An 18,060-nucleotide genomic window follows, 5' to 3' on the forward strand; every position below is an offset into this window, starting at 1 on the left:
TGCAAGAGATGGTTTCCAACATGAGAAATCCAAAGGCTGCAGAGATATTGCACCGGAGCGCAAGGTTCAGTCCAGAAGAGATTGTTCGATTTATGTCAAGATGCATGCAATGATACATGCAGTGATACCATCAGATGGAATTAACAGCTTGCATGTCATGCATGTAACAAGGTCTACAAGCAGTTATGAGATACACAAAGTCTTGAATGTAAAATACGACAGAGTGGAGAGCATTTAGAAATTGTTAGAGAGAACGGAGAAGAGTATTACAAGGTATCACAAAAGAAAGGGTGTTGAATGAAATTTATGATTCTATTACAACAGACTCGATGAAAAACTACAGAGGATTGAGATCTAAAATAATAATCAAAACAGCAAAAAGATCATAGTCTAAAAACTATATGGTTTTCAAGTAACAGAAAACTAGAGAGAAAGTAAGATGCTGCGCAAGCTACAGAAAGAAAAAAGAAAAGAAAAAAGAAAATACGTATAATATGGCGGTAACGTGGTTTTTAGTCAAAAACAAGGAAATTTTTACGCATGGGTTATTCGTGGATATCTGATTTCCTTACCTACTTTTGCCAGTTTCATTGTGTAGTCGTTCTCAAAGCTTTGTGTAGTAACAACATAAACCAAGAAAATCATATGATTTTAGCAGCAAAAAACCATATGATTTTACAAGACCATTTTTAATTTCTTGTGATTGCATCATAATACATCATGACACAGAAAATTTATGAAAGACATGCAATGCGACTGGGTCATCAAACCAGATATTCACTTATGGTTACAATACCAAAAAAGATCTGCAAAGCTTTACAGATAGAAAAAAATACGAGACTCTACTTCAAGCTTGAAGGCTGCAAGTTTGTCGTATCAAGAGACATCAAGTCTCTTGAGGATGCCATGTGTAATGATAATAATACTGTTGAAACAATTGAATCCACAAAAAAAGAAAATGGAAGCAAAGAAAAAGAGATCATTGTGGACGGAATATCCCTTGCTGACCTTCAGTACTAGATGATGGCGACGATATCAGCTGACCAAGCTTGTAGAGCCCTGCCGCATTTGAAAATACTGGGTCCTTTGCTATTCTTAGCCTGTCTGGTACCTTTTGTTGCAGAGACTCGTACAATCCTGCAATGAGCGCGCCTCCGCCTGATACATAGATCTCGTACTGCCTGTCCAGTCTTGTCTTAAAGACTGCAAGCCTGTTTGCAAGAATTGCAGCCAGTGCATCAATCCTCTTCTTGTCTATCTTATTTTTCTCGTGCTCGATGTAATCTAGCTCGCCATCATACAGATAGTCGCAGGCCTGTGGAATCGACACTCCGGCAACTGGTTTTAGGTCCTCAAAGAGCACAAGCTCTGTTGTTCCCTGTCCGATTGATAGTACAATGCCAGTCCTTGCATCCTCGGAAAGTAAGGTGCCTATTGATTGAGGTATCACAAGTACTTTTCGCGGCTTTAAGCTTCGCTCTATGATCTTCTCAAGATGGCCTTTCTGCAATGATGCGCCATATGGTAGTCCCATTACAATCAAGAGCGAGCCAAGTTCTCTCTCGCATCCAAGCTCCCTTACTGCTTGTTTTATTACAGCTACAAAGGCCTTCTCCTGTACCATCCTGCCTTCAAGTACTGCCCGCACCAGAACCGCATCAGGATATATTGCCATCTTTGCTGCTTCATACCCTACTGATTCAGCCGTTCGTTCCTTGCTACTCTCCCAGCTGTTCAGCCTCCTGATTCCGCATATGGAAGGAAATGATGCCCGCATGTGTGCAGAGACACACTTTACAAATCCTGTTCCAGCGTCTATTGCAATTACTCCATTGTTGGTTTCATATACCATTGTATCTCAATGCAATGGTATCAAAATTAAAAAATCAGTCTTGATTGTCAAGCTCGTCCTCGTTGTATCCGTCAGCATTGTTCATCTCATTTTTGCCATAGGTTTGGGGATCGTCAAGCATGTTCTCGCGGTATGCATCAGGGTCATCAAGCATGTTTTCCATCCGTGCATCATAATCGTATCCGTGTCTTTTACCATACCTGACAAGATCTCTTCTGTAGCGCCATGTTGCCCGGCTGCCATACCTTTTCTGTAAAAACTGTTTCCTCTTTTTCTTCTTCTCCCTTTCCATCGTTGCTCGAAGCTTTACAAAGTCAGTGTATGATACCGCAACAAGGTTCATTTGGAATAAGCGGTTCCAGACAAGCTTGTGCACGTGTTTTCTTTCATACCCTATCCTGTCCATGATAACATCATAGTAGGAAGGCCTGTTGCGCGTATTCCAGTATGCATCGCTTTCCTGTCTTGCAAGATCTTCCTTTTTCTTTGCAAGCTTCTTCTGGTAGAGCTTTTTCATGTCCTGATACCTTTGGAACTTTATCACACAGGCCTGCGGTTGTTTGCCCTCTACTGGCACAAAATCATCGTCTTTGTATATTGTACCATGCACATATTCGTCCATGTCATAATCAAGCCCTATTACAAGCTCGGTCCCAGTTCCCCATCCGTACTTGTAGCACACCTTCTTTGGTATGATTACATATCTGCTTGTCCTGCCGCTCCTTTGTATGGTTGTTGTAATTTTCTTGTCGTGTATAGAGTTTGGCTGCAGCTCGCTGCTCCATATACTGAGCAGAAAACATCTCGAGCCTTCCATGTTATCAGTAAAAGTAACGAAACCTTGCAAAGTTCTCAAGCCTTTTTGATATCTCGTCATTATGCGTCTCTACCTTTTGTTGTAGCTTTTTTGGAAAGGATATGATAAACGAGCTCTTGCGTGTACTCTTTTTTGTCTTCTTTATCTTCCTGATAAAATACATTATATCAATCTGGAAACAATCTGCCAGAAATTAAAAAGAGAAAAAGGATCAGTTTTGTAATTTTATTGATCGATTCCTAACACACGTCTCGTTTTTGTTTGGTTTATCCCTACTTTTATATCCTACCAGAGTCATACTAGAGTATGGAAAAAATATCCGTCTCCATCTCGCCCGAGCTGCATTCTGCGCTGATACGGGCCTCACTTGACAGCGGTACAAGCGTGTCACGTCAGATAGAGACATACCTCAAGGAGCATCCTGTAATAATGAGATACATCAACGAGATAAGGTCCGAGCCAGACGCAGGAGTCTATGCAGCAAATCCCAAGCGCCTCAAAGATTCTAAGAAGAGCCTAGCCGTTTCCTCATAGGTGTCAGATCTTCCCAGGTAACGTCACGGTATGATTTGCCATAAATCTCGTATCCTCTTGTACCATAGTAGGAAACTATATGATTCAAAGCTTCAAGGCGTATCTCGTTTTTTCCATAATGCGGAGCTATCAGCTTTTCAACAAGAATCACCAGGTCTCCTGCAGAGCCATGGTATGAATGAATCTTGTTTCGCACCAGCATCTCAAGCATTACATGATCATCATGTATGGTAACATGGGCTACTGCAGCTATCTTTTCCTCAACCTCCCTTAGTACCACAAGGGAGTTGGGTTCAAGGCTCCATTGATAGTAATATTCAAGTGTGTACCTGTCCATCTCTGGTACAAAAGACTTGAGAGATCTTTTGGTGTCAGTATGTCTGATGTACCTAAATCCATGTGGAAGTTCAGGTTGCTCTGGCATGACCCACCCTCAAGATTGTATTACATAGTTTTGAATCTTCTGTCATGTTATACCATTACCGTCATGCCAATCTATTTTTTAATCCAGTATCGTTTCAGTGACAAGCTTACTCTGGAATATCTATGCAATACTGTAAACAACTGTTCCCTGCTGCAGAGACTTTGTATCTTCTCTGATGCATATGCGTCATAACTTTTTGCATAGTCAAACTTGTGGCGTATACAGACAGGTTTGGCATGATCTGCCCACATGGCAGCTATTACAAGCTCATCTTTCAGGTGTGCATCAACTGCGTTTGTGTAGATCTTTTTTATGTTTCCAAGTATTGCCCGTGTACTTTTGTCAATATGTAACAGATCTATTATTCCTGTGAACATCGATATATATGGAGTCGAGCTTTGCAGTACGCTCTCAGGAAAACGGTATGCATTATAGACGATAAAGTCAATCCGCCTTGATTCTTGTTCCTCATAGTCTTTCATGCATTGTGCAATATAGTCACTACCCTTCTCGGTGGTCCTGTAGGTTCCGCGTTCTGTCTTTTCCAGCAGACCTTTTTCGACCAGGCGCCTGATTGCGGTTCCTGTTGCCCCTTCCTTCCACCCAAGACTGCGCGATATCATGTCCTGTTTTCTTCCATCGTGGCACTCGATTAGGATCTGTACAGTCTTGTCCACAAGCATATTACAATATACATGTATATTAAGTCTTATATAGAATATACATGTATATCATATTAAGGTGTAAGAGATGACATTCTTTGATCCTGATACCATCTGCCCGGGCTGTGGCATTGACAAGATGATAGAAGATCCTGCAAACAGGGAACTTGGGTGCAGAAGATGCGGTCTTGTCCTGCCCCTTACAGAGACAGAACCAGTCCATGCGAGTGAGAATAAACCACTGAATGTCACGGTATACCGCCTAGGCTCTGACAGAAGATCTACCTTTTCAAGTGTGGATTATGCTAAAAATAGGATAGATAGCCGTGTCAGGTCAGATCTTCTTGTTGCCTCAAAGTACGACAGAGAACAGGCAGAGCATGAACAAGCCGCAGTATCGCACATAACCGAGCTTTATGATACCGTTACATATCCCACATATGACGACGGTCTGAAAAAGGGTGATCTACAGATTCTCAGGAGACGTGCCAAAAACATGACAGAAGCTACAGGGCAAAGACAGGCAGAACTTGATTTACTGAAGATAATTCGCAGGTTTCTAAGAGTCAAGCTTGCCAAGTATCCAGAACTGAAAAAATATTTCAAGCTTGACCTGTTGCACGTAAAGATACGCCATAGGAGAGAAGGGCCACAAAACATCTCTGGGCGCGGTAACCAGATAGGAAAAAACAGAAAGGAAGGAAGAATCGGGCATTGCAATCTCTGTAGGGTCGAGATTCCAAATTATAAGGCAAAAAGGCATCATAGAGAATACCACAGCAGCGTCCCCTACCACCAGTATATTGACAAAAGAAAACAGTACGTGAGGCGGTCTGCAAGACTTGAAGATGCAATAGTTGACTGTTCTGCTGCAAAAGGGGAGGAATTAGAGAGTCAGGAGAGGGGCCCATGCATCCACTGTGATATACCTAATGCGATAATCAAGAGATATCCACGAATCGAGGTTGCAAAAAAAGAGAGAATAGATATCGTGTCACGAATTGTAGCAAGACATAAAGACAATTGTACCGGAAGATGGAGGGCATGCATCTTACAGCAACGCAAGATAGGCCAAAAGAAAGTCTAGTTTTGTGATTTTTCGCAAAATGCTTTTTTAATTTTGAGTTTTTGTGATTCTGTCATGGAACCATGCATTATCTGAGGCAAAACATGTGTCACATATGGTACCATTATAATCACAAAAAATGAAATTAAAAACATGATTACATGCAGGTTACAAAACTGCATTCATGGTACCATGGAAAAATTTCTTTTAATTTTATCATTATGTGATACCATACATGAGCGAAGAGACAATAACAATTCCAAGAGACATTATCATTCAGCTCAAATCTGAAAACGAGAAGATGCTACAATGCCTCTTAAAACTTGAGAAAACTCTGAGGGAGAAAAGCTAGTTTATTTCTTTGAGTAGTTCATCAAGCTTCCCTTGTTGCTCCAATATGGCTTTTTGTAGTTCCGTAATTGTTAAGCTAAAATTCTTTTCAATCCTCCTGCTTTTATTCAGCTTTTTTACCTCCCGTTCTTGGGCAAGATCCTTTGATAATATAACACCGCATTTTATACAGTGAGATTTGTCTGCAGAATTTCGCTCTTTACAGCTTGAACATATCTTTGAAAATAGAATTGAATTAGAGTCATCCTCTTTTTTAAGACCATAAAGTTTCAGAATGGCGTCTTCTTGATCTGAACTTGCCAGATGTTCGTATCTTGACAGCATATGACTTGAGTGGCTCCAGTTACCGTAGAGTTTTGCCACATTTCCTAGCCGCTTAGAGTAATAGGTCAATGAAGAATGTCTGAAAAGATAAGGCCAGATTCGTTTTTTGATTCCAGCAATTTTTCTAGATTTTGCAATCAGATTATAGAATTGAAGATATGTTATGACACCAGCCTCGTTGTCATGAAACCAGAGATAAGCATCTGGTTCATCGCTTTTGGGGTGTTCTGCAATCCATTCTTTCAGTGTAACAAATGAAGCAACTAGTGCCAGCGACTTGGGTCCTGTTTTTCCCGTTGTGTGGACCCTAACAAAATCTGTGTTGAATGTAACTCCATCCATTTTTATCACAAGCAGCTCACCTGGCCTATAGGAACCTTCAAAGAGACAAAATAGCATTGCAATATTTCTTTTAACATACCTGCCGCCGATTTTTTTCACAGCTTGGATGAGATTTAGAATTTCTTCATCGGTAAGAAGATCTTTGGCTTGTATAGTCTCGTACTTGTTATGAAATGATCCTGGAGAAATCCAAGATACATTCGGATCATAATCTCGGTCTTTTGATTTGTCAGCAATTTCATCGTGTTTTGCGTAATGATATAATCGCTTCAAAGCTGTGAGAGTGTCTTTCTTGGTTGAATTTTCATAATCTGCATCGGCTATTGTTTTGTGTATTGCTTCAATTTCTTTCTTGGTCCATTCGGATATGTTCTTGTCATCTCTGATCTGCAATATTCGCTGGCAGCACTCAGCATAGTTAGCTATTCTTCCATGGGACTTGTTTTCAAGCCTTAGCCGATCTAAAAAACCACACACGACCTTAGCATTTTCTGGTCTGAATCTTTTCCAAAACCTGGTTCTGGCTTGTTCAAGCCTATACTTTGTATTATGAATATCTAGTGTTGTTTTTGTCATAATACCAACTCAAGGCAACAAAGAAAATTAAAAAAAGAACACAAGTATTGTGACCAAAATTTACGAAGAATTTGTTCATTGTGGGGTTTCATAGTAGAGTATAGCGCAGAGAGAGGGATTTGAACCCCCGGGTGCTTGCGCACATAGGCTCTCAAGGCCCACGCCATGCCGGGCTAGGCGACCTCTGCAATACTTTTTCAGAAGAGACTTGTTAAAATTTGTTTAAGAACAAACATTATCTGGCAAATAACAAGTATTTGTACAATATACCATAGCAAGTAAGAAAAATAAAAAAGACGAAAAATTCTAGTGGTGTGCGTGTGGATTAGCAGAACCGGTCTCCATTTTAGTAAAGGTTCCTGCTGCCTTTTCATGGTGTTCTAGGTTAGATTGATCTACCTTGATTGCCTGTGGAGGACAAACTGAAACACATGCCATGCACCAAATGCAGTCGTGTTCTCTTATTGGATCAGCCTTGTCTGTGTAGTCCTTTCGTTCTTCTTTTACTGAACTACCAGTTCCAGCCATTGCAATATCTACTGCTTTTTTTGCCGGGATGTCTTTCTCTGTTCTATACCACTGAAAAACTTGTACTGGACAAGCCTCTATGCATGCACCATCAGCAACACAAGAATCCCAATCTACTGCGACCATGGTGCCACTGACACCTACTGGTTCTATCTTTTCACCCCTGGCCTTGAATGCCGCTATACAATTTTCATCTTTTGATGCTTCGGCTAATCTACCAGGACCCCATCTGAAGTGAAAGTGACCGTCTGATTGATCTATTTTTCCAATTGGTTTGTATCCTTTTGGAAAGTCTTCGGGTATTGGCATATGGTTTTTTGTCACAGGATATGTTATTTAAACCTAGACAAAGTTAGTCAAAACTAAGGTATGTTAGCTATCTCTTTTTCGTGAATTTCTTGATTTGCCTGATCAACCTTGATTGCTTTTGTCGGACAGACTTCTACGCATGCCATGCACCAAATACAATTAGCTTCTTGTACAGGGTTTGCCTTATCAGTAAAGTCTTTTCTATCGTTTCTGCCTGTTTCTCCGGGATTTTTGTACCACTCAAATACTTTAACCGGACAACTCAATAGACATATTCCATCTGCTATGCAAGAATCCCAGTCTACTGCGACATATGTCCCATGTATCCCCATAGGTTTGATTTCTTCACCTGTTGCCTTGTAATCTGCCATGACTTTGGGATCGGATGCAGCTTCTGCAAGACGTCCAGGTCCCCAAACTAGATAATAGCTCTCACTTGATGGATCCTTGAATTTTTCTTTCACTTTGTGGTTCTGAGGAAAATTTGGATCTATTGGCACGATATTGCAGAAATATTGTTACTTATTTAAAGTGTGTACAAGAATACGGGGCAAATGATCTAACCTGGCCATTCAACTTGACAGGTGACAAGTTTATGTTCCTACAATTTTTTACCCATACAAGATAAATTCATATCTTTCAGAAATCGGTTGTAAGCGTGGGAATTTTCAAGTATGATGTGTATCGCAGCCCCAATGTAGGCATTTATGCAAAATGTAACGACAGTTTTGTCTTTATTCCAAATGGTTTTGCCATAACAAAAGTTAAAAATTTGTGCGAGTTCCTCAAAACCGATCATGTCTTCACATCAGTAGCTAACACCAGACTTCTTGGGGTTTTAATGGTGATGAACAACAATGGAATATTGTTGCCACGAAATTCTCTTGAGGAGGAAGTAGTTCACCTAAAAAAATCAACTGGCCTCAATGTAGACATACTTGATACAAAACACACAGCTATTGGCAATCTGATATGCGTAAATGACAAAGGCGGAATAATGTCTCCTCTGATTCCATCTGAATATGTAAAACAAGTGGAGGATGTTTTAGGAATAGAAGTGATAAGGAAAAAAGTTGCAGGATATCAACAAACTGGTGCCATGGCAAAGGCCAATTCACATGGCGGAATAATACATCCTGCAACTGAAGAAGAAGATGTCAAAGTAATGTCCCAAGTTTTAGGGGTGGATCTTGAGCCTGCTACTATCAATGGCGGATCTCCTTTTGTGTCTTCAGGAATTTTGGCAAACAACAAATCCATGGTAGTTGGCTCACTCACAAACGGCCCTGAGCTAATGATGCTTACAAAGGCATTCAAGGTTGAAGACTAGACAGCGGATCACTTAGAAGAGAATCAAGTTTAACCTGTTTCTCAGAGCCGTCCTTCATGTTTCTAACTAGAACCGATTTTTCGCCATACTCCTTTGGAGCTACTATTACCACATACTTTGAATTTGATGCCATGTCCATTTGTTTCCGAAGCGACCTGCCTGCTAGATCCACCTCTGACGGTATACCCTTGAGCCTTAGTGCAGATGCAATGTTGATGGCAATCTTCTTCATGTCATCATTGACAGACGCCACCCATACATGTTCCTCATTGTTTGATAGATTTGTAATCCCTTGTTTTTCCAAGGAATTTACTATGCGTTCCACGCCACCTGCTGCGCCAGTTGCACCCATGTCGTCTCGTCCAAATGCTTTTGTCAATGTGTCATAACGACCACCACCAACAAGTGCTCCCAAGTCTGAACTGCTGTCAAACACCTCAAAAACAATTCCAGAGTAATAGTCAAGGCCTCGCACAATGCCAAAATTTACTCTGACATTTTCCACTCCCCTATTTTTTAGCGATTCAAAAAGCTGCAGTATCTTGTCCCAGTTTTTGAGCTGGCTTGTATCGATCATTTTCTCAATTTCTTGCGGAGTCCCCTTCATTTGGGAAAATTCCAAAACTTGTTCCAAATCAGGAACAGAATATCCCTTTTCTTTGTACTCTTGAATTATTTCCTGCTTTCTCTTCTTTTGTATCTTGTCTACCGCCCTTAGGATATCGCCTATTACATCAGGCAAATCAGTCTTGAAGAGATTTTTCACATATGATTCAACCAGTCCGCGGTCACAGACATCGATTACAATATTTTCAAGTTTTAGGTTTGAGAAAAACTTTGAAGTAAAATCTATTATTTCTGCATCAGACTCTGTATTTGGCTCGCCGTATATTTCCACGTCCCACTGGTGAAAGAACCTGTACCGACCTTTTTGTGGTTCGTCATATCTCCACACTCCCCCAAAGGTACAGAACTTTGCAGGAAGCCTCATTGATTTTTGAGATGTTGCGTATCTGGTTAGGCCTATAGTAAAGTCAAAGCGCAGAGCAATTTCCCTGTCTCCCTTGTCAGTAAAATAATAAATCTCATTTCTTATAGATGGCCCGCTCTTTGTTTCTATCACCGAGACAAGCTCTATTGGAGAAGGTTCCATGAATTGAAATCCAAACAGATTTGATGTTTCTATGAATTTTTGTCGTACGTATTCTATTGTGGCAGATTCCTTGTGTTCAATGTCTCTCATCCCACGTGGTAGGTCCAAATTCAAGACTCACTCTTGTTCCAATGCATTTAGACTTTCTGATTTTATGAAATTGCAATCATGATAAATTAATAACACAAGGGAAACCTACCAAAGGTCTACCATATGACATATCGCCATCTAGAACACATGACAGACGCGTTCATCGAAGTGACCGGACAAACCTTGGAGGAAGCCTTTGAGACAGCTGGAACGGCCGTGGTTGATACAATTTTTGATATCAAATCTGTTGAAAAAAAAACTGTAAAAAAAATTGAGATAAAGACAAGGGATCTGAACAACTTGCTTTATAGCTGGCTAGAAGAGATAATCATACTTACAATAACGGACGGATTTGTTGGAGCAAGCTTTGAAGTCAGTATAGACAAATCACAAGAATATGTGTTGCATGCAACGATACATGGCGAAGAGATTGATTTTCAAAAACACCACTTTAAACTGGAAATCAAGGCGCCTACTTTTCACCTCATGGAAATAAAACAGGAAAAACCAATTGTGATGAGATTTCTTCTTGATCTCTAGGCCAAATTATTAAATATCGTTTGAATTTATTTTATCAAGTTGGTAGACGAAGAAATTGAGAAGATAATGAAAAAGAAACTAGCCGAGATGACTTCTCACAAGGAACAGGAAATTTTAGAATTAACTGACACAAGTTTTGACAAGGGAATAGCTGGCGACACTCCAGTGATAGTTGATTTTTGGGCCACATGGTGTGGGCCATGCCAGTTCATGCTGCCCATATTTACAAGAATGGCAAAAAAATACAAGAGCATCAGGTTTGCCCGCGTAAATGTGGATGAGGCACAAGGAATCTCCCAGAGATACCAAGTATACGCAATACCTACGTTCTTGGTCTTCAAGGGAGGCAAACTTGTCGATAAAGCAGTTGGGGCAGTAGGCGAGCCAGGCCTGCACATGCTTGCACAGAAATACTCTCAATAGCCGTAAACAGAATTTATTTTTCTCTGAAGCTCGATTATTTTCTTCAATGTATCAAGCTCTTCTGGGTTGAGCTTGTGGGAAAATTCCTTGAGCAAAAGTCTTGCCTCTTTTGATGGAGGTAATGAATAGAACACGTCTTCTTCTGAGACCTGTCTTCCAACAGTTACATTTTGGATTGAGATTGCCACTTCCTGGCCCCTCTTGGCAGTGTCTATGCTCTTTCCATTATCTTGAAGTTGGTGAACCAGGCCAACTTTTTTTCCATCTGCATTCATTATTGTAATTTTTTGTTTGAGTGTGCCAACATCCACCCTGACTCCAAAAACAGCAGGATTGCTTTTTCGAAATATGTATCCCTTCAGAAATGTCAGTTTGCAAATAGGAGTCAGTTCCTGAAATATGGCATTTTCTTCATTTGCAGTATCCTCTTGAACCCAGTTTGTGTAATTGTCAATCAGGACTGTATATGACTTGATCATGGAAAATTCTAATGTGGTTTGCATCGGCTTCTTCTTGGGCATCCTGTAAAATTTTTACGTTAAATGCAAGCACCACTCCAAGATGCCTGTCGTTTTCTTTTATGGCAAGTGCTTCTACAACATCACGTCTAGTTACAGGACCAATGTCTGCCATTGACACTGGGACATTTTGTCGTTTTAGCATGTCAGTGATTGCCTCAAGAGAACCAATGGTATCACATTTTAGAATCACGCCCTTTTTGTCAGTCTTTACAAAGACTGACTTCATTTCAGACTCGATTAATTTTTTAAATTCTTCAATCTTTGATTCGTCAGCAGATGCATAAACTGGACTTCCAGGCAAGACACCTTCAAGATCAGGCGATGCAATCTTTATTCCGGCAGCAGCATAGACTTCGTTTACTGGCAAGAACTTGTCCCTTGGATCTCGCATTTCATCCAATGGCTTTGGCAACAGTATTGCTTTTGGTTTTGTAATTACTACAGAATCTCTTTTGGCAAGAACTATCGAGTCGCTCTTTTTGAGATTGCCGTCAATTAAGATAATGTTGGCAGTTACTCCAAGGCCTATCTCTTCTTTTACTTCAAGAACTATGCCTCTTGTGGGTTTCTCTGTCTGGTCAAGTTTCTTTTGCAGATATTGCTGGGTAAGGCCTACAAGTACTGCCAGCAGTTCAGGAATTCCTTCTCCTGACCTTGCGCTAACTGGAACAATTGAAACTTCTTTTGTGAAATCCTTGACTCTGTAAAATGCCTCAGAGCTAAAGCCAAGTATGGAAAGAGTCCCCACAACGTTATACAGCAGCTCGTCAAGTGCAGTTTGCACAAAAGGATCCTGTTCTTTTATTGACTGGGTGATAAACTGCGTTTTTGGGTTCTTTTTCCAGCCTGAAACCATGTCTACCTTGTTGAGTGCAATTACAAACGGAACCTTTCTGCTCTGCAATATTTTCAGGCTTTCGTTAGTTTGCGGCTGAAAGCCTCGATTAACATCCACTACCAAGATGGCAATGTCTGCTGCAGAGCCTCCACGTGCTCGAAGGTTTGTGAAAATTTCGTGTCCTGGCGTATCAATTACTAACAATCCAGGAATTTCTTGGCCCTCACCTGCCATCTTTGCAAACAGCGGCCCACATACTTTTTTGATTGCGTCAGTTGGAAGAAAACTTGCCCCTATGTGTTGCGTGATTCCTCCTGCTTCTCGGGCCTGGACACCCGTACCTCTTATCTTGTCTAATAGCGAGGTCTTACCAGAATCTACGTGACCTAGAACTGCCACTATCGGCTGTCGTATTTGCAACCACTTTCACTTGAATATTACAGCTACCTCTTTTTCAAAACTTTCCTTAGAATCGGAGGCATGAATTATGTTATCTGATATTCCAAGTCCAAAGTCGCCCCGGATTGTTCCTGGAGTAGCCTCAAAGGATTTGGTAGAGCCTATCATGAGTCTTGTTGTGGCAATGGCGTTGTTTCCTTCAATCACTGCTGCAACAACTCTTCCTGATGTGATAAAAGACACAAGTTCGCCAAAGAATGGCTTTGATTGATGCACTGAATAAAATTCCTCTGCCATCTGTTTTGTAAAAGTAAACATCTTTAGTTTTACTATGCTAAAGCCCTTCTTTTCAAATCTTGCAATAATTTTTCCTGCAATTTTTCTTTCTACACCGTCAGGTTTTACTATAAACAATGTCTGTTCAGTCATTTTACTTTTTGACCCTTATTCCGCCTTTGACGTATTTGTTTGTCCACTTGAGTCTTCTAGGATCACGCTTGAGTACAAGCATGTTCTTTTTGCATTTAGAAGAACAGAACCAAAATACTGTGCCGTCATTTTTTACAAGCATTGTACCAGATCCCTTTGCTACAGGCCTATTGCAAAAACTGCATGGTTTTACTAGAACGCTCAATTTCTAATCACTTTATCTTCCTTGCCTCACGCTCTGTTTCACGTAACATGAGTATGTCAGACATTCTAACTGAACCCTTTACATTTCTTGTTAGAATTCTGCCCTTGTCTTTTCCATCCAAAATCTTTACTCTAACTTGTATAACCTCTCCTGCAATGCCTGTTCGGCCAACAATTTGTATTACTTCGGCGGGAATTGGTACTTCGCTGCTCATTTGCTAGCTTGACCACCTTTTATCTGCGCCAGCGATGCCACAATTTGGTCAACGATATGTTGAGCATCTCCTGAATCTATTATCGCAGCTGCTGCAGAGGTGACATCAATTCCTAGTGCCTTGCCTAATTCTTGTCTGCTTGGCACAAAGCTATACGGCAGATTATGTTCCTCACAGAGTATTGGCAGATGTGCTACTACCTCTGGTGGTTCGACATCCTCAGCTATAACTACGAGTTTGCTAATTCCTCTCTCAATTGCCTTTGTGACTTCGTTTGTACCTTTCTTTACTTTACCACTCTGATGAGCAACCCTCACTGCTTCGTAGATTGGGCTAACTAGGTCAGCGGGGACTTGAAACTTTACGTAATAAGCCTTAGTCATAGGTATCACCCATTGGGATCATTTCCATTCCTTGGGTGCTTTCAATTGGTTTTAAAAGTGTTATCTGCCAGCTATCCGCTTTATTTTTGACATGTATTTATCAAAAATTTCATCCAAATTATCTTCAGTGCCAGACTCGGCGTATATTCTTGCTATTGGTTCAGTCCCGCTCAGCCTTACCATGACCCAGCTTGATTTGTCAAGAAAAATCTTGATTCCATCGGTAAGATCTTTTTTGTGTAATTCGCTTTTTAGGCCCTGAAGTATTTTTTTAAAACTGTCCTTTGAACAATCTATCTTACCCTTTGTCGTAAACGATTTGGGCAAGCTGCTCATCTCCTCTGACAAGGCCTTGTCAGTTTTTGACAGCAGATCAAGCATCAATGCCATTGTCATGGAACCATCTCTGACTTGATTGTGTTTTCCATACATGAATCCTCCATTTTCCTCAAATCCTATCAGTGCTTTTTCTTGAACCATTTTACGCGATACCTCTAACACTTCCCACTCTTGTCCTTAGCACCTTTGACTTGGTCCTCTCTGCTATTTCCTCAATTGCAGAGGTGGAGTTGAGTGTTGTCACAACCTTGGATTTTGGATATTTGTTCAAAAGAAATCTTGAGATGAGAAGAGCTGATCTGTCACCTGTGAGAATCTTGCCCTTGTTGTCACAGAAGATGCTCCTGTCCCCGTCTCCGTCAAATGCAATGCCAAAGTCTGCCTTTGATTTTACTACAGCTTGCGATAACTTGTTCAAGTTTTGCGGAGTGGGCTCTGAGCCTCTCCCAGAAAACATGCCATCAATGGTATCATTTATGGTAACAATGTCACATCCAAGCTCTTTGCAGAGAACGGGAGCTGTTACGGCTTGTGCACCATTTCCCAGGTCTAGCGCTACCTTGAATCTGCTAGATTTTATTTTCTTGAGATTTACCTGTGACTTTATTCCATCAAGATATGTCCTAATGGATCTTGTTTCGCGCCCAATCCGGCGTGGCTTGTTTGAAGTGTTCCACTTTTTTTTAAAATAAATATCCTCTACTGTGAGCTCATCTTCTCGTGAGATCTCAACACCATCTTTTGCAGTGGGCTTTAATCCGTTATACTCTGGAGGGTTGTGTGATGCGGTAATCATTATTCCTCCGCCATATCCCAGTTTTTTTGTGGCAAACTGCAGACATGGTGTTGGCACAAGGCCGCATATCGAAGAGCCAAGCCCTATTGCACTAAGAGATGCGCATACCACTTTTGACATTATTACACTTGATTCTCTGCCATCATATCCAACAAGGATTGGACCTTTTCCAAAGAAAGTTCCAAGTGATGATACCATATCTGAAACAAAGTCTAGGGTTAGGCCCTCTCCGAAGACTCCCCTAATCCCATTAGTGCCAAATAATCTTGCCATTGATACCATCAACAATAGATAAATTTGTCTTAAAAGTCATGGTGCATGCGGGAGTTGCCAAGCCTGGTCAAAGGCGCAGGGCTTAGGACCCTGTCTTTTAGGAGTTCGTGGGTTCAAATCCCACCTCCCGCATATTTTTTAATGAATTATGCAAAGCTGCATTTCTTTATGACCGTGAAAATGGGTGCTGCAAAAGTCATTTGAGCACTCATAGCAATGCCAGTCACCAATTGTAGAGCAGACCCTGCAGGTCTTCACTGGATTGTTATGATCATAACTGTTTACTCTACCACGGCTTTTGCTAGAATTTTTTGATCTGTCCATTATTTTGCCTCAGAGTATAAAATTGAAAAATCTTCTTCCATTCAATCACTCATTACAGAATTGAGATATCTAGTTCTACTAGCATTTGATAATACGCTATATTTCAAAAGGGTATTTAAGCATTAATAAAGCGCGAAATACGTACCAATTAAAATGGAAAAAATAGTTGTAGAGATTACAATAGTTGGAAAGGACCACGAGGGAGTGGTTGCAGGTTTTACTAATTTCATTTTCCAAAACGGCGGAAACATTGAGAAGATAAATCAAAATGTAATCAAAAGCCTCTTTGGCATGTACCTAGAAGCGTCATTTACTAAAAAAATTGACACTGTAAAATTCAATCAGGAGGCAGAAAAACTTGCAAAGAGCCTGAGAATGGAAGTCAACATACACTATGAAGTGTCAAAGAGAAAAAGAGTTGCAGTATTGGTAACAAAGGAGTCGCATTGTCTTGAAGCAATACTTGATGCTAGGACAAAAAATCAGCTAAAGGGGGAGATTGCCGTAATAATTGGTACAGAAAACACTTTGTCAAAGTTGGCCAAGAAGGCAAAGATTCCCTTTGTGGTTGTTAACGAAAAAGATCAGACAAGTGCAGAAGAGAAAATAATTTTGATCTCAAAAAAATACAATGTTGATTTGATAGTTCTTGCAAGATACATGAGGATACTTTCTCCAAACTTTGTATGGAGATATCCAAATAGGATAATCAATATTCATCCTTCTCTGTTGCCTGCATTTCCTGGAGCCTTTGCATATGTTCAGGCATATGAGCGCGGGGCAAAGATTGTTGGCTGCACTGCACATTACGTCACAGAAGACTTGGACCAGGGGCCAATAATATTTCAGGACGCTTTTGCAATTGATGAAGACGAGACTTTGGAATCCCTGAAAAGAAAGGGTCAGAAGCTGGAGGCAAGAACACTTCTTGAGGCAGTAAAGATGCACCTTGACGGCAGACTAGAAGTATACTGGGGAAAGGTGCATGTCAAGCCAAGACGATCCAAATGATAGCAAGAGATCTCTCAAATTCGCATCTTGTAAAGCAAATAAGAAAAAAGCCTGTTGCCATAATACCGGTAGGGTCTACTGAACAACATGGGCCACACTTGCCTGTATCAACTGATTCTGATATCATATCATTTATAGCAAAAAAAGTGTCAGAAAAGACTGGCTTTCTTCTTTTGCCCACCATCGAATATGGGGTATCATTTGAGCATCATCCTTTCTTTAACTTGAGTATAACACCAAGTACGCTGCAAAAATATCTCATTGAGATATGTGCATCGCTTTGGAAGAATAAGATTAAGACAATAATAATACTCAACGGGCACCATGGCAACCAAAAGGCGCTAAATGGCATACCGTCAAAGGTTGCCAAGATTCATGGCATCAGGCAGAAGATCTTGGTCTACTCCTACTGGCATTTTATGAAGCAGAGATTTGATCATGCTGGATTTGTTGAGACCTCAATTATGCGTGCCATATCAGGACATGTGAAGATGAGCGCGGCACAAAAGGGGTTGGTAGAGGACGGATTGTCAAGGGAGGAGCTATATAGACTAGGCAAGGCAGCAAGCAAGTCCTTCATCTCTGTAACAAAAAATGGTGTCTGGGGAGACCCAAGACGAGCTACTGCAAAAGATGGAAGAAAGATTTTGACCCAAGTGATTGCAGCCATAGCAAAAGAGAGTCAAACTTGCCTTACCGGGTAAAGCCGAAAATTACACCAATGAAATTTTAATATATACCCTCGATAGAGTGGGTAATAAGTGAAATAAATGTCAGTAGATATGGCAGTAAAAGTACTTGATGAAAGCCTCAACAAGGTTGTTCTTATCAAGCTCAAAGGGGGCAAAGTGATAAGAGGAAACTTGCATGGTTTTGATCAGCACATGAACCTGCTACTTGATTCTTCAGAAGAGATCCCTTCCGAAGGCGAGACAAAAAGTCTAGGAACCATAGTAGTTAGAGGAGATAACGTGGTTATCATATCTCCTCCGCCAAAGTGAAAGTAC

Annotated in this window: 24 protein-coding genes, 2 tRNA genes and 1 pseudogene; 11 read left to right on the forward strand and 16 right to left on the reverse strand. The window is 40.7% G+C overall.

What is annotated here, in order from left to right; translation table 11 throughout:
- Positions 1–109 precede the first annotated feature (109 nt).
- Both DYY67_RS10180 and DYY67_RS00115 read left to right on the forward strand, forming a co-directional pair.
- Positions 110–238, forward strand: a complete 129-nt coding sequence (locus tag DYY67_RS10180) for a hypothetical protein (RefSeq protein WP_255492549.1) — start codon at positions 110–112, stop codon at positions 236–238.
- A 482-nt stretch (positions 239–720) separates the two neighbouring features.
- Positions 721–1,020 carry an AbrB/MazE/SpoVT family DNA-binding domain-containing protein gene (locus tag DYY67_RS00115; RefSeq protein WP_166389716.1) on the forward strand — a complete coding sequence of 100 codons (300 nt, stop codon included), beginning with the start codon at positions 721–723 and terminating at the stop codon, positions 1,018–1,020.
- Here the strand turns inward: DYY67_RS00115 and DYY67_RS00120 are convergent.
- Positions 980–1,852 carry a ParM/StbA family protein gene (locus DYY67_RS00120; protein ID WP_166389718.1) on the reverse strand — a complete coding sequence of 291 codons (873 nt, stop codon included), beginning with the start codon at positions 1,850–1,852 and terminating at the stop codon, positions 980–982. The two genes, DYY67_RS00115 and DYY67_RS00120, sit on opposite strands and share 41 nt — an antisense overlap.
- 34 nt (positions 1,853–1,886) lie before the next feature.
- Positions 1,887–2,669: a hypothetical protein gene (locus DYY67_RS10040; RefSeq protein ID WP_168711803.1), complete on the reverse strand. Its 783-nt coding sequence runs from the start codon at positions 2,667–2,669 to the stop codon at positions 1,887–1,889.
- Between the two features lie 306 nt (positions 2,670–2,975).
- Between DYY67_RS10040 and DYY67_RS00130 the strand changes: the two genes are divergently transcribed.
- On the forward strand, positions 2,976–3,203 hold the full coding sequence (locus DYY67_RS00130; RefSeq protein ID WP_166389720.1) for a hypothetical protein: 228 nt from the start codon (positions 2,976–2,978) through the stop codon (positions 3,201–3,203).
- On the opposite strand, the gene DYY67_RS00135 is transcribed toward DYY67_RS00130, so the two are convergent.
- Together DYY67_RS00135 and DYY67_RS00140 are read right to left on the reverse strand one after the other, a co-directional pair.
- On the reverse strand, positions 3,175–3,627 hold the full coding sequence (locus DYY67_RS00135) for a GNAT family N-acetyltransferase (protein ID WP_166389722.1): 453 nt from the start codon (positions 3,625–3,627) through the stop codon (positions 3,175–3,177). The genes DYY67_RS00130 and DYY67_RS00135 overlap by 29 nt on opposite strands.
- Positions 3,628–3,698: 71 nt before the next feature.
- Positions 3,699–4,304 carry a hypothetical protein gene (locus DYY67_RS00140; protein ID WP_166389724.1) on the reverse strand — a complete coding sequence of 202 codons (606 nt, stop codon included), beginning with the start codon at positions 4,302–4,304 and terminating at the stop codon, positions 3,699–3,701.
- A gap of 73 nt (positions 4,305–4,377) precedes the next feature.
- Here DYY67_RS00140 and DYY67_RS00145 point away from each other — a divergent pair, with 73 nt between their 5' ends.
- Positions 4,378–5,376 (forward strand): TFIIB-type zinc ribbon-containing protein, encoded by a 999-nt coding sequence (locus DYY67_RS00145; RefSeq protein WP_166389726.1) that lies wholly within the window; start codon positions 4,378–4,380, stop codon positions 5,374–5,376.
- Positions 5,377–5,703: 327 nt separating this feature from the next.
- Here DYY67_RS00145 and DYY67_RS00150 read toward each other — a convergent pair whose 3' ends face one another.
- The 4 genes from DYY67_RS00150 to DYY67_RS11290 form a co-directional block, all read right to left on the reverse strand.
- The gene (locus tag DYY67_RS00150; protein WP_166389728.1) at positions 5,704–6,948 is read right to left on the reverse strand and encodes a tyrosine-type recombinase/integrase; all 1,245 of its coding nucleotides are present in this window, start codon (positions 6,946–6,948) and stop codon (positions 5,704–5,706) included.
- 104 nt (positions 6,949–7,052) lie between these two features.
- Positions 7,053–7,136: transfer RNA gene (locus DYY67_RS00155), tRNA-Ser, on the reverse strand.
- A 118-nt stretch (positions 7,137–7,254) separates the two neighbouring features.
- Positions 7,255–7,785, reverse strand: a complete 531-nt coding sequence (locus tag DYY67_RS00160) for a 4Fe-4S dicluster domain-containing protein (protein ID WP_166389730.1) — start codon at positions 7,783–7,785, stop codon at positions 7,255–7,257.
- A gap of 53 nt (positions 7,786–7,838) precedes the next feature.
- Positions 7,839–8,285, reverse strand: a complete 447-nt coding sequence (locus DYY67_RS11290) for a 4Fe-4S dicluster domain-containing protein (RefSeq protein WP_320415866.1) — start codon at positions 8,283–8,285, stop codon at positions 7,839–7,841.
- Between the two features lie 158 nt (positions 8,286–8,443).
- Between DYY67_RS11290 and DYY67_RS00170 the strand changes: the two genes are divergently transcribed.
- Complete coding sequence (locus DYY67_RS00170; RefSeq protein WP_166389732.1) at positions 8,444–9,115, forward strand: translation initiation factor IF-6; 672 nt, start codon at positions 8,444–8,446, stop codon at positions 9,113–9,115.
- Here the strand turns inward: DYY67_RS00170 and hisS are convergent.
- Positions 9,099–10,358: a histidine--tRNA ligase gene (hisS, locus tag DYY67_RS00175; protein WP_255492551.1), complete on the reverse strand. Its 1,260-nt coding sequence runs from the start codon at positions 10,356–10,358 to the stop codon at positions 9,099–9,101. The genes DYY67_RS00170 and hisS overlap by 17 nt on opposite strands.
- A gap of 123 nt (positions 10,359–10,481) precedes the next feature.
- Here hisS and DYY67_RS00180 point away from each other — a divergent pair, with 123 nt between their 5' ends.
- Both DYY67_RS00180 and trxA read left to right on the forward strand, forming a co-directional pair.
- Entirely contained in the window at positions 10,482–10,898 is a 417-nt protein-coding gene (locus DYY67_RS00180; RefSeq protein ID WP_166389736.1) for an archease, read from the forward strand.
- 39 nt (positions 10,899–10,937) lie between these two features.
- Positions 10,938–11,321: a thioredoxin gene (gene trxA, locus DYY67_RS00185; protein ID WP_255492552.1), complete on the forward strand. Its 384-nt coding sequence runs from the start codon at positions 10,938–10,940 to the stop codon at positions 11,319–11,321.
- Here trxA and infB read toward each other — a convergent pair.
- The 7 genes and pseudogenes from infB to DYY67_RS00215 form a co-directional block, all read right to left on the reverse strand.
- A pseudogene (gene infB, locus DYY67_RS00190) lies at positions 11,315–13,079 on the reverse strand (translation initiation factor IF-2). The gene trxA and the pseudogene infB sit on opposite strands and share 7 nt — an antisense overlap.
- 27 nt (positions 13,080–13,106) lie before the next feature.
- Positions 13,107–13,508 carry a nucleoside-diphosphate kinase gene (ndk, locus tag DYY67_RS00195; RefSeq protein WP_166389738.1) on the reverse strand — a complete coding sequence of 134 codons (402 nt, stop codon included), beginning with the start codon at positions 13,506–13,508 and terminating at the stop codon, positions 13,107–13,109.
- A 1-nt stretch (position 13,509) separates the two neighbouring features.
- A complete protein-coding gene (locus DYY67_RS00200) occupies positions 13,510–13,713 on the reverse strand; it encodes a 50S ribosomal protein L24e (protein ID WP_166389740.1) in 204 nt (67 codons plus the stop codon).
- Positions 13,714–13,720: 7 nt separating this feature from the next.
- A complete protein-coding gene (locus DYY67_RS00205) occupies positions 13,721–13,927 on the reverse strand; it encodes a 30S ribosomal protein S28e (protein ID WP_166389742.1) in 207 nt (68 codons plus the stop codon).
- Entirely contained in the window at positions 13,924–14,310 is a 387-nt protein-coding gene (rpl7ae, locus tag DYY67_RS00210) for a 50S ribosomal protein L7Ae (protein WP_166389745.1), read from the reverse strand. The genes DYY67_RS00205 and rpl7ae overlap by 4 nt, the downstream gene beginning before the upstream one ends.
- 60 nt (positions 14,311–14,370) lie before the next feature.
- Positions 14,371–14,790: a hypothetical protein gene (locus DYY67_RS10185; RefSeq protein WP_255492554.1), complete on the reverse strand. Its 420-nt coding sequence runs from the start codon at positions 14,788–14,790 to the stop codon at positions 14,371–14,373.
- 1 nt (position 14,791) lies between these two features.
- Positions 14,792–15,718: a hypothetical protein gene (locus tag DYY67_RS00215; RefSeq protein WP_255492555.1), complete on the reverse strand. Its 927-nt coding sequence runs from the start codon at positions 15,716–15,718 to the stop codon at positions 14,792–14,794.
- 47 nt (positions 15,719–15,765) lie between these two features.
- Here DYY67_RS00215 and DYY67_RS00220 point away from each other — a divergent pair.
- The 4 genes from DYY67_RS00220 to DYY67_RS00235 all read left to right on the forward strand — a co-directional run bounded on the left by DYY67_RS00220 (position 15,766) and on the right by DYY67_RS00235 (position 18,054).
- A tRNA-Leu gene (locus DYY67_RS00220) sits at positions 15,766–15,850 on the forward strand.
- A gap of 345 nt (positions 15,851–16,195) precedes the next feature.
- Entirely contained in the window at positions 16,196–17,053 is an 858-nt protein-coding gene (gene purN, locus DYY67_RS00225) for a phosphoribosylglycinamide formyltransferase (protein ID WP_166389747.1), read from the forward strand.
- Positions 17,050–17,757, forward strand: coding sequence for a creatininase family protein (locus tag DYY67_RS00230; protein WP_166389749.1), 708 nt, complete (start codon positions 17,050–17,052; stop codon positions 17,755–17,757). Before purN ends, DYY67_RS00230 begins: the two co-directional genes overlap by 4 nt.
- A 66-nt stretch (positions 17,758–17,823) precedes the next feature.
- A complete protein-coding gene (locus tag DYY67_RS00235; protein ID WP_166389754.1) occupies positions 17,824–18,054 on the forward strand; it encodes an LSm family protein in 231 nt (76 codons plus the stop codon).
- The last annotated feature ends 6 nt before the right edge of the window (positions 18,055–18,060 follow it).

The organism is Candidatus Nitrosotalea sp. TS, assembly GCF_011319465.1.
GTDB lineage: Archaea > Thermoproteota > Nitrososphaeria > Nitrososphaerales > Nitrosopumilaceae > Nitrosotalea.

What these genes read in the sequence shown, in the direction of transcription:
- DYY67_RS10180 (WP_255492549.1), top strand. Translation starts at nt 110, where the DNA reads ATGATACATGCAGTGATACCATCAGATGGAATTAACAGCTTGCATGTC.
- DYY67_RS00115 (WP_166389716.1), top strand. Translation starts at nt 721, where the DNA reads ATGACACAGAAAATTTATGAAAGACATGCAATGCGACTGGGTCATCAA.
- DYY67_RS00120 (WP_166389718.1), bottom strand. Translation starts at nt 1,852, where the DNA reads ATGGTATATGAAACCAACAATGGAGTAATTGCAATAGACGCTGGAACA.
- DYY67_RS10040 (WP_168711803.1), bottom strand. Translation starts at nt 2,669, where the DNA reads ATGGAAGGCTCGAGATGTTTTCTGCTCAGTATATGGAGCAGCGAGCTG.
- DYY67_RS00130 (WP_166389720.1), top strand. Translation starts at nt 2,976, where the DNA reads ATGGAAAAAATATCCGTCTCCATCTCGCCCGAGCTGCATTCTGCGCTG.
- DYY67_RS00135 (WP_166389722.1), bottom strand. Translation starts at nt 3,627, where the DNA reads ATGCCAGAGCAACCTGAACTTCCACATGGATTTAGGTACATCAGACAT.
- DYY67_RS00145 (WP_166389726.1), top strand. Translation starts at nt 4,378, where the DNA reads ATGACATTCTTTGATCCTGATACCATCTGCCCGGGCTGTGGCATTGAC.
- DYY67_RS00150 (WP_166389728.1), bottom strand. Translation starts at nt 6,948, where the DNA reads ATGACAAAAACAACACTAGATATTCATAATACAAAGTATAGGCTTGAA.
- DYY67_RS00160 (WP_166389730.1), bottom strand. Translation starts at nt 7,785, where the DNA reads ATGCCAATACCCGAAGACTTTCCAAAAGGATACAAACCAATTGGAAAA.
- hisS (WP_255492551.1), bottom strand. Translation starts at nt 10,358, where the DNA reads ATGAGAGACATTGAACACAAGGAATCTGCCACAATAGAATACGTACGA.
- DYY67_RS00180 (WP_166389736.1), top strand. Translation starts at nt 10,482, where the DNA reads ATGACATATCGCCATCTAGAACACATGACAGACGCGTTCATCGAAGTG.
- ndk (WP_166389738.1), bottom strand. Translation starts at nt 13,508, where the DNA reads ATGACTGAACAGACATTGTTTATAGTAAAACCTGACGGTGTAGAAAGA.
- DYY67_RS00205 (WP_166389742.1), bottom strand. Translation starts at nt 13,927, where the DNA reads ATGAGCAGCGAAGTACCAATTCCCGCCGAAGTAATACAAATTGTTGGC.
- rpl7ae (WP_166389745.1), bottom strand. Translation starts at nt 14,310, where the DNA reads ATGACTAAGGCTTATTACGTAAAGTTTCAAGTCCCCGCTGACCTAGTT.
- DYY67_RS10185 (WP_255492554.1), bottom strand. Translation starts at nt 14,790, where the DNA reads ATGGTTCAAGAAAAAGCACTGATAGGATTTGAGGAAAATGGAGGATTC.
- DYY67_RS00215 (WP_255492555.1), bottom strand. Translation starts at nt 15,718, where the DNA reads ATGGCAAGATTATTTGGCACTAATGGGATTAGGGGAGTCTTCGGAGAG.
- purN (WP_166389747.1), top strand. Translation starts at nt 16,196, where the DNA reads ATGGAAAAAATAGTTGTAGAGATTACAATAGTTGGAAAGGACCACGAG.
- DYY67_RS00230 (WP_166389749.1), top strand. Translation starts at nt 17,050, where the DNA reads ATGATAGCAAGAGATCTCTCAAATTCGCATCTTGTAAAGCAAATAAGA.
- DYY67_RS00235 (WP_166389754.1), top strand. Translation starts at nt 17,824, where the DNA reads ATGTCAGTAGATATGGCAGTAAAAGTACTTGATGAAAGCCTCAACAAG.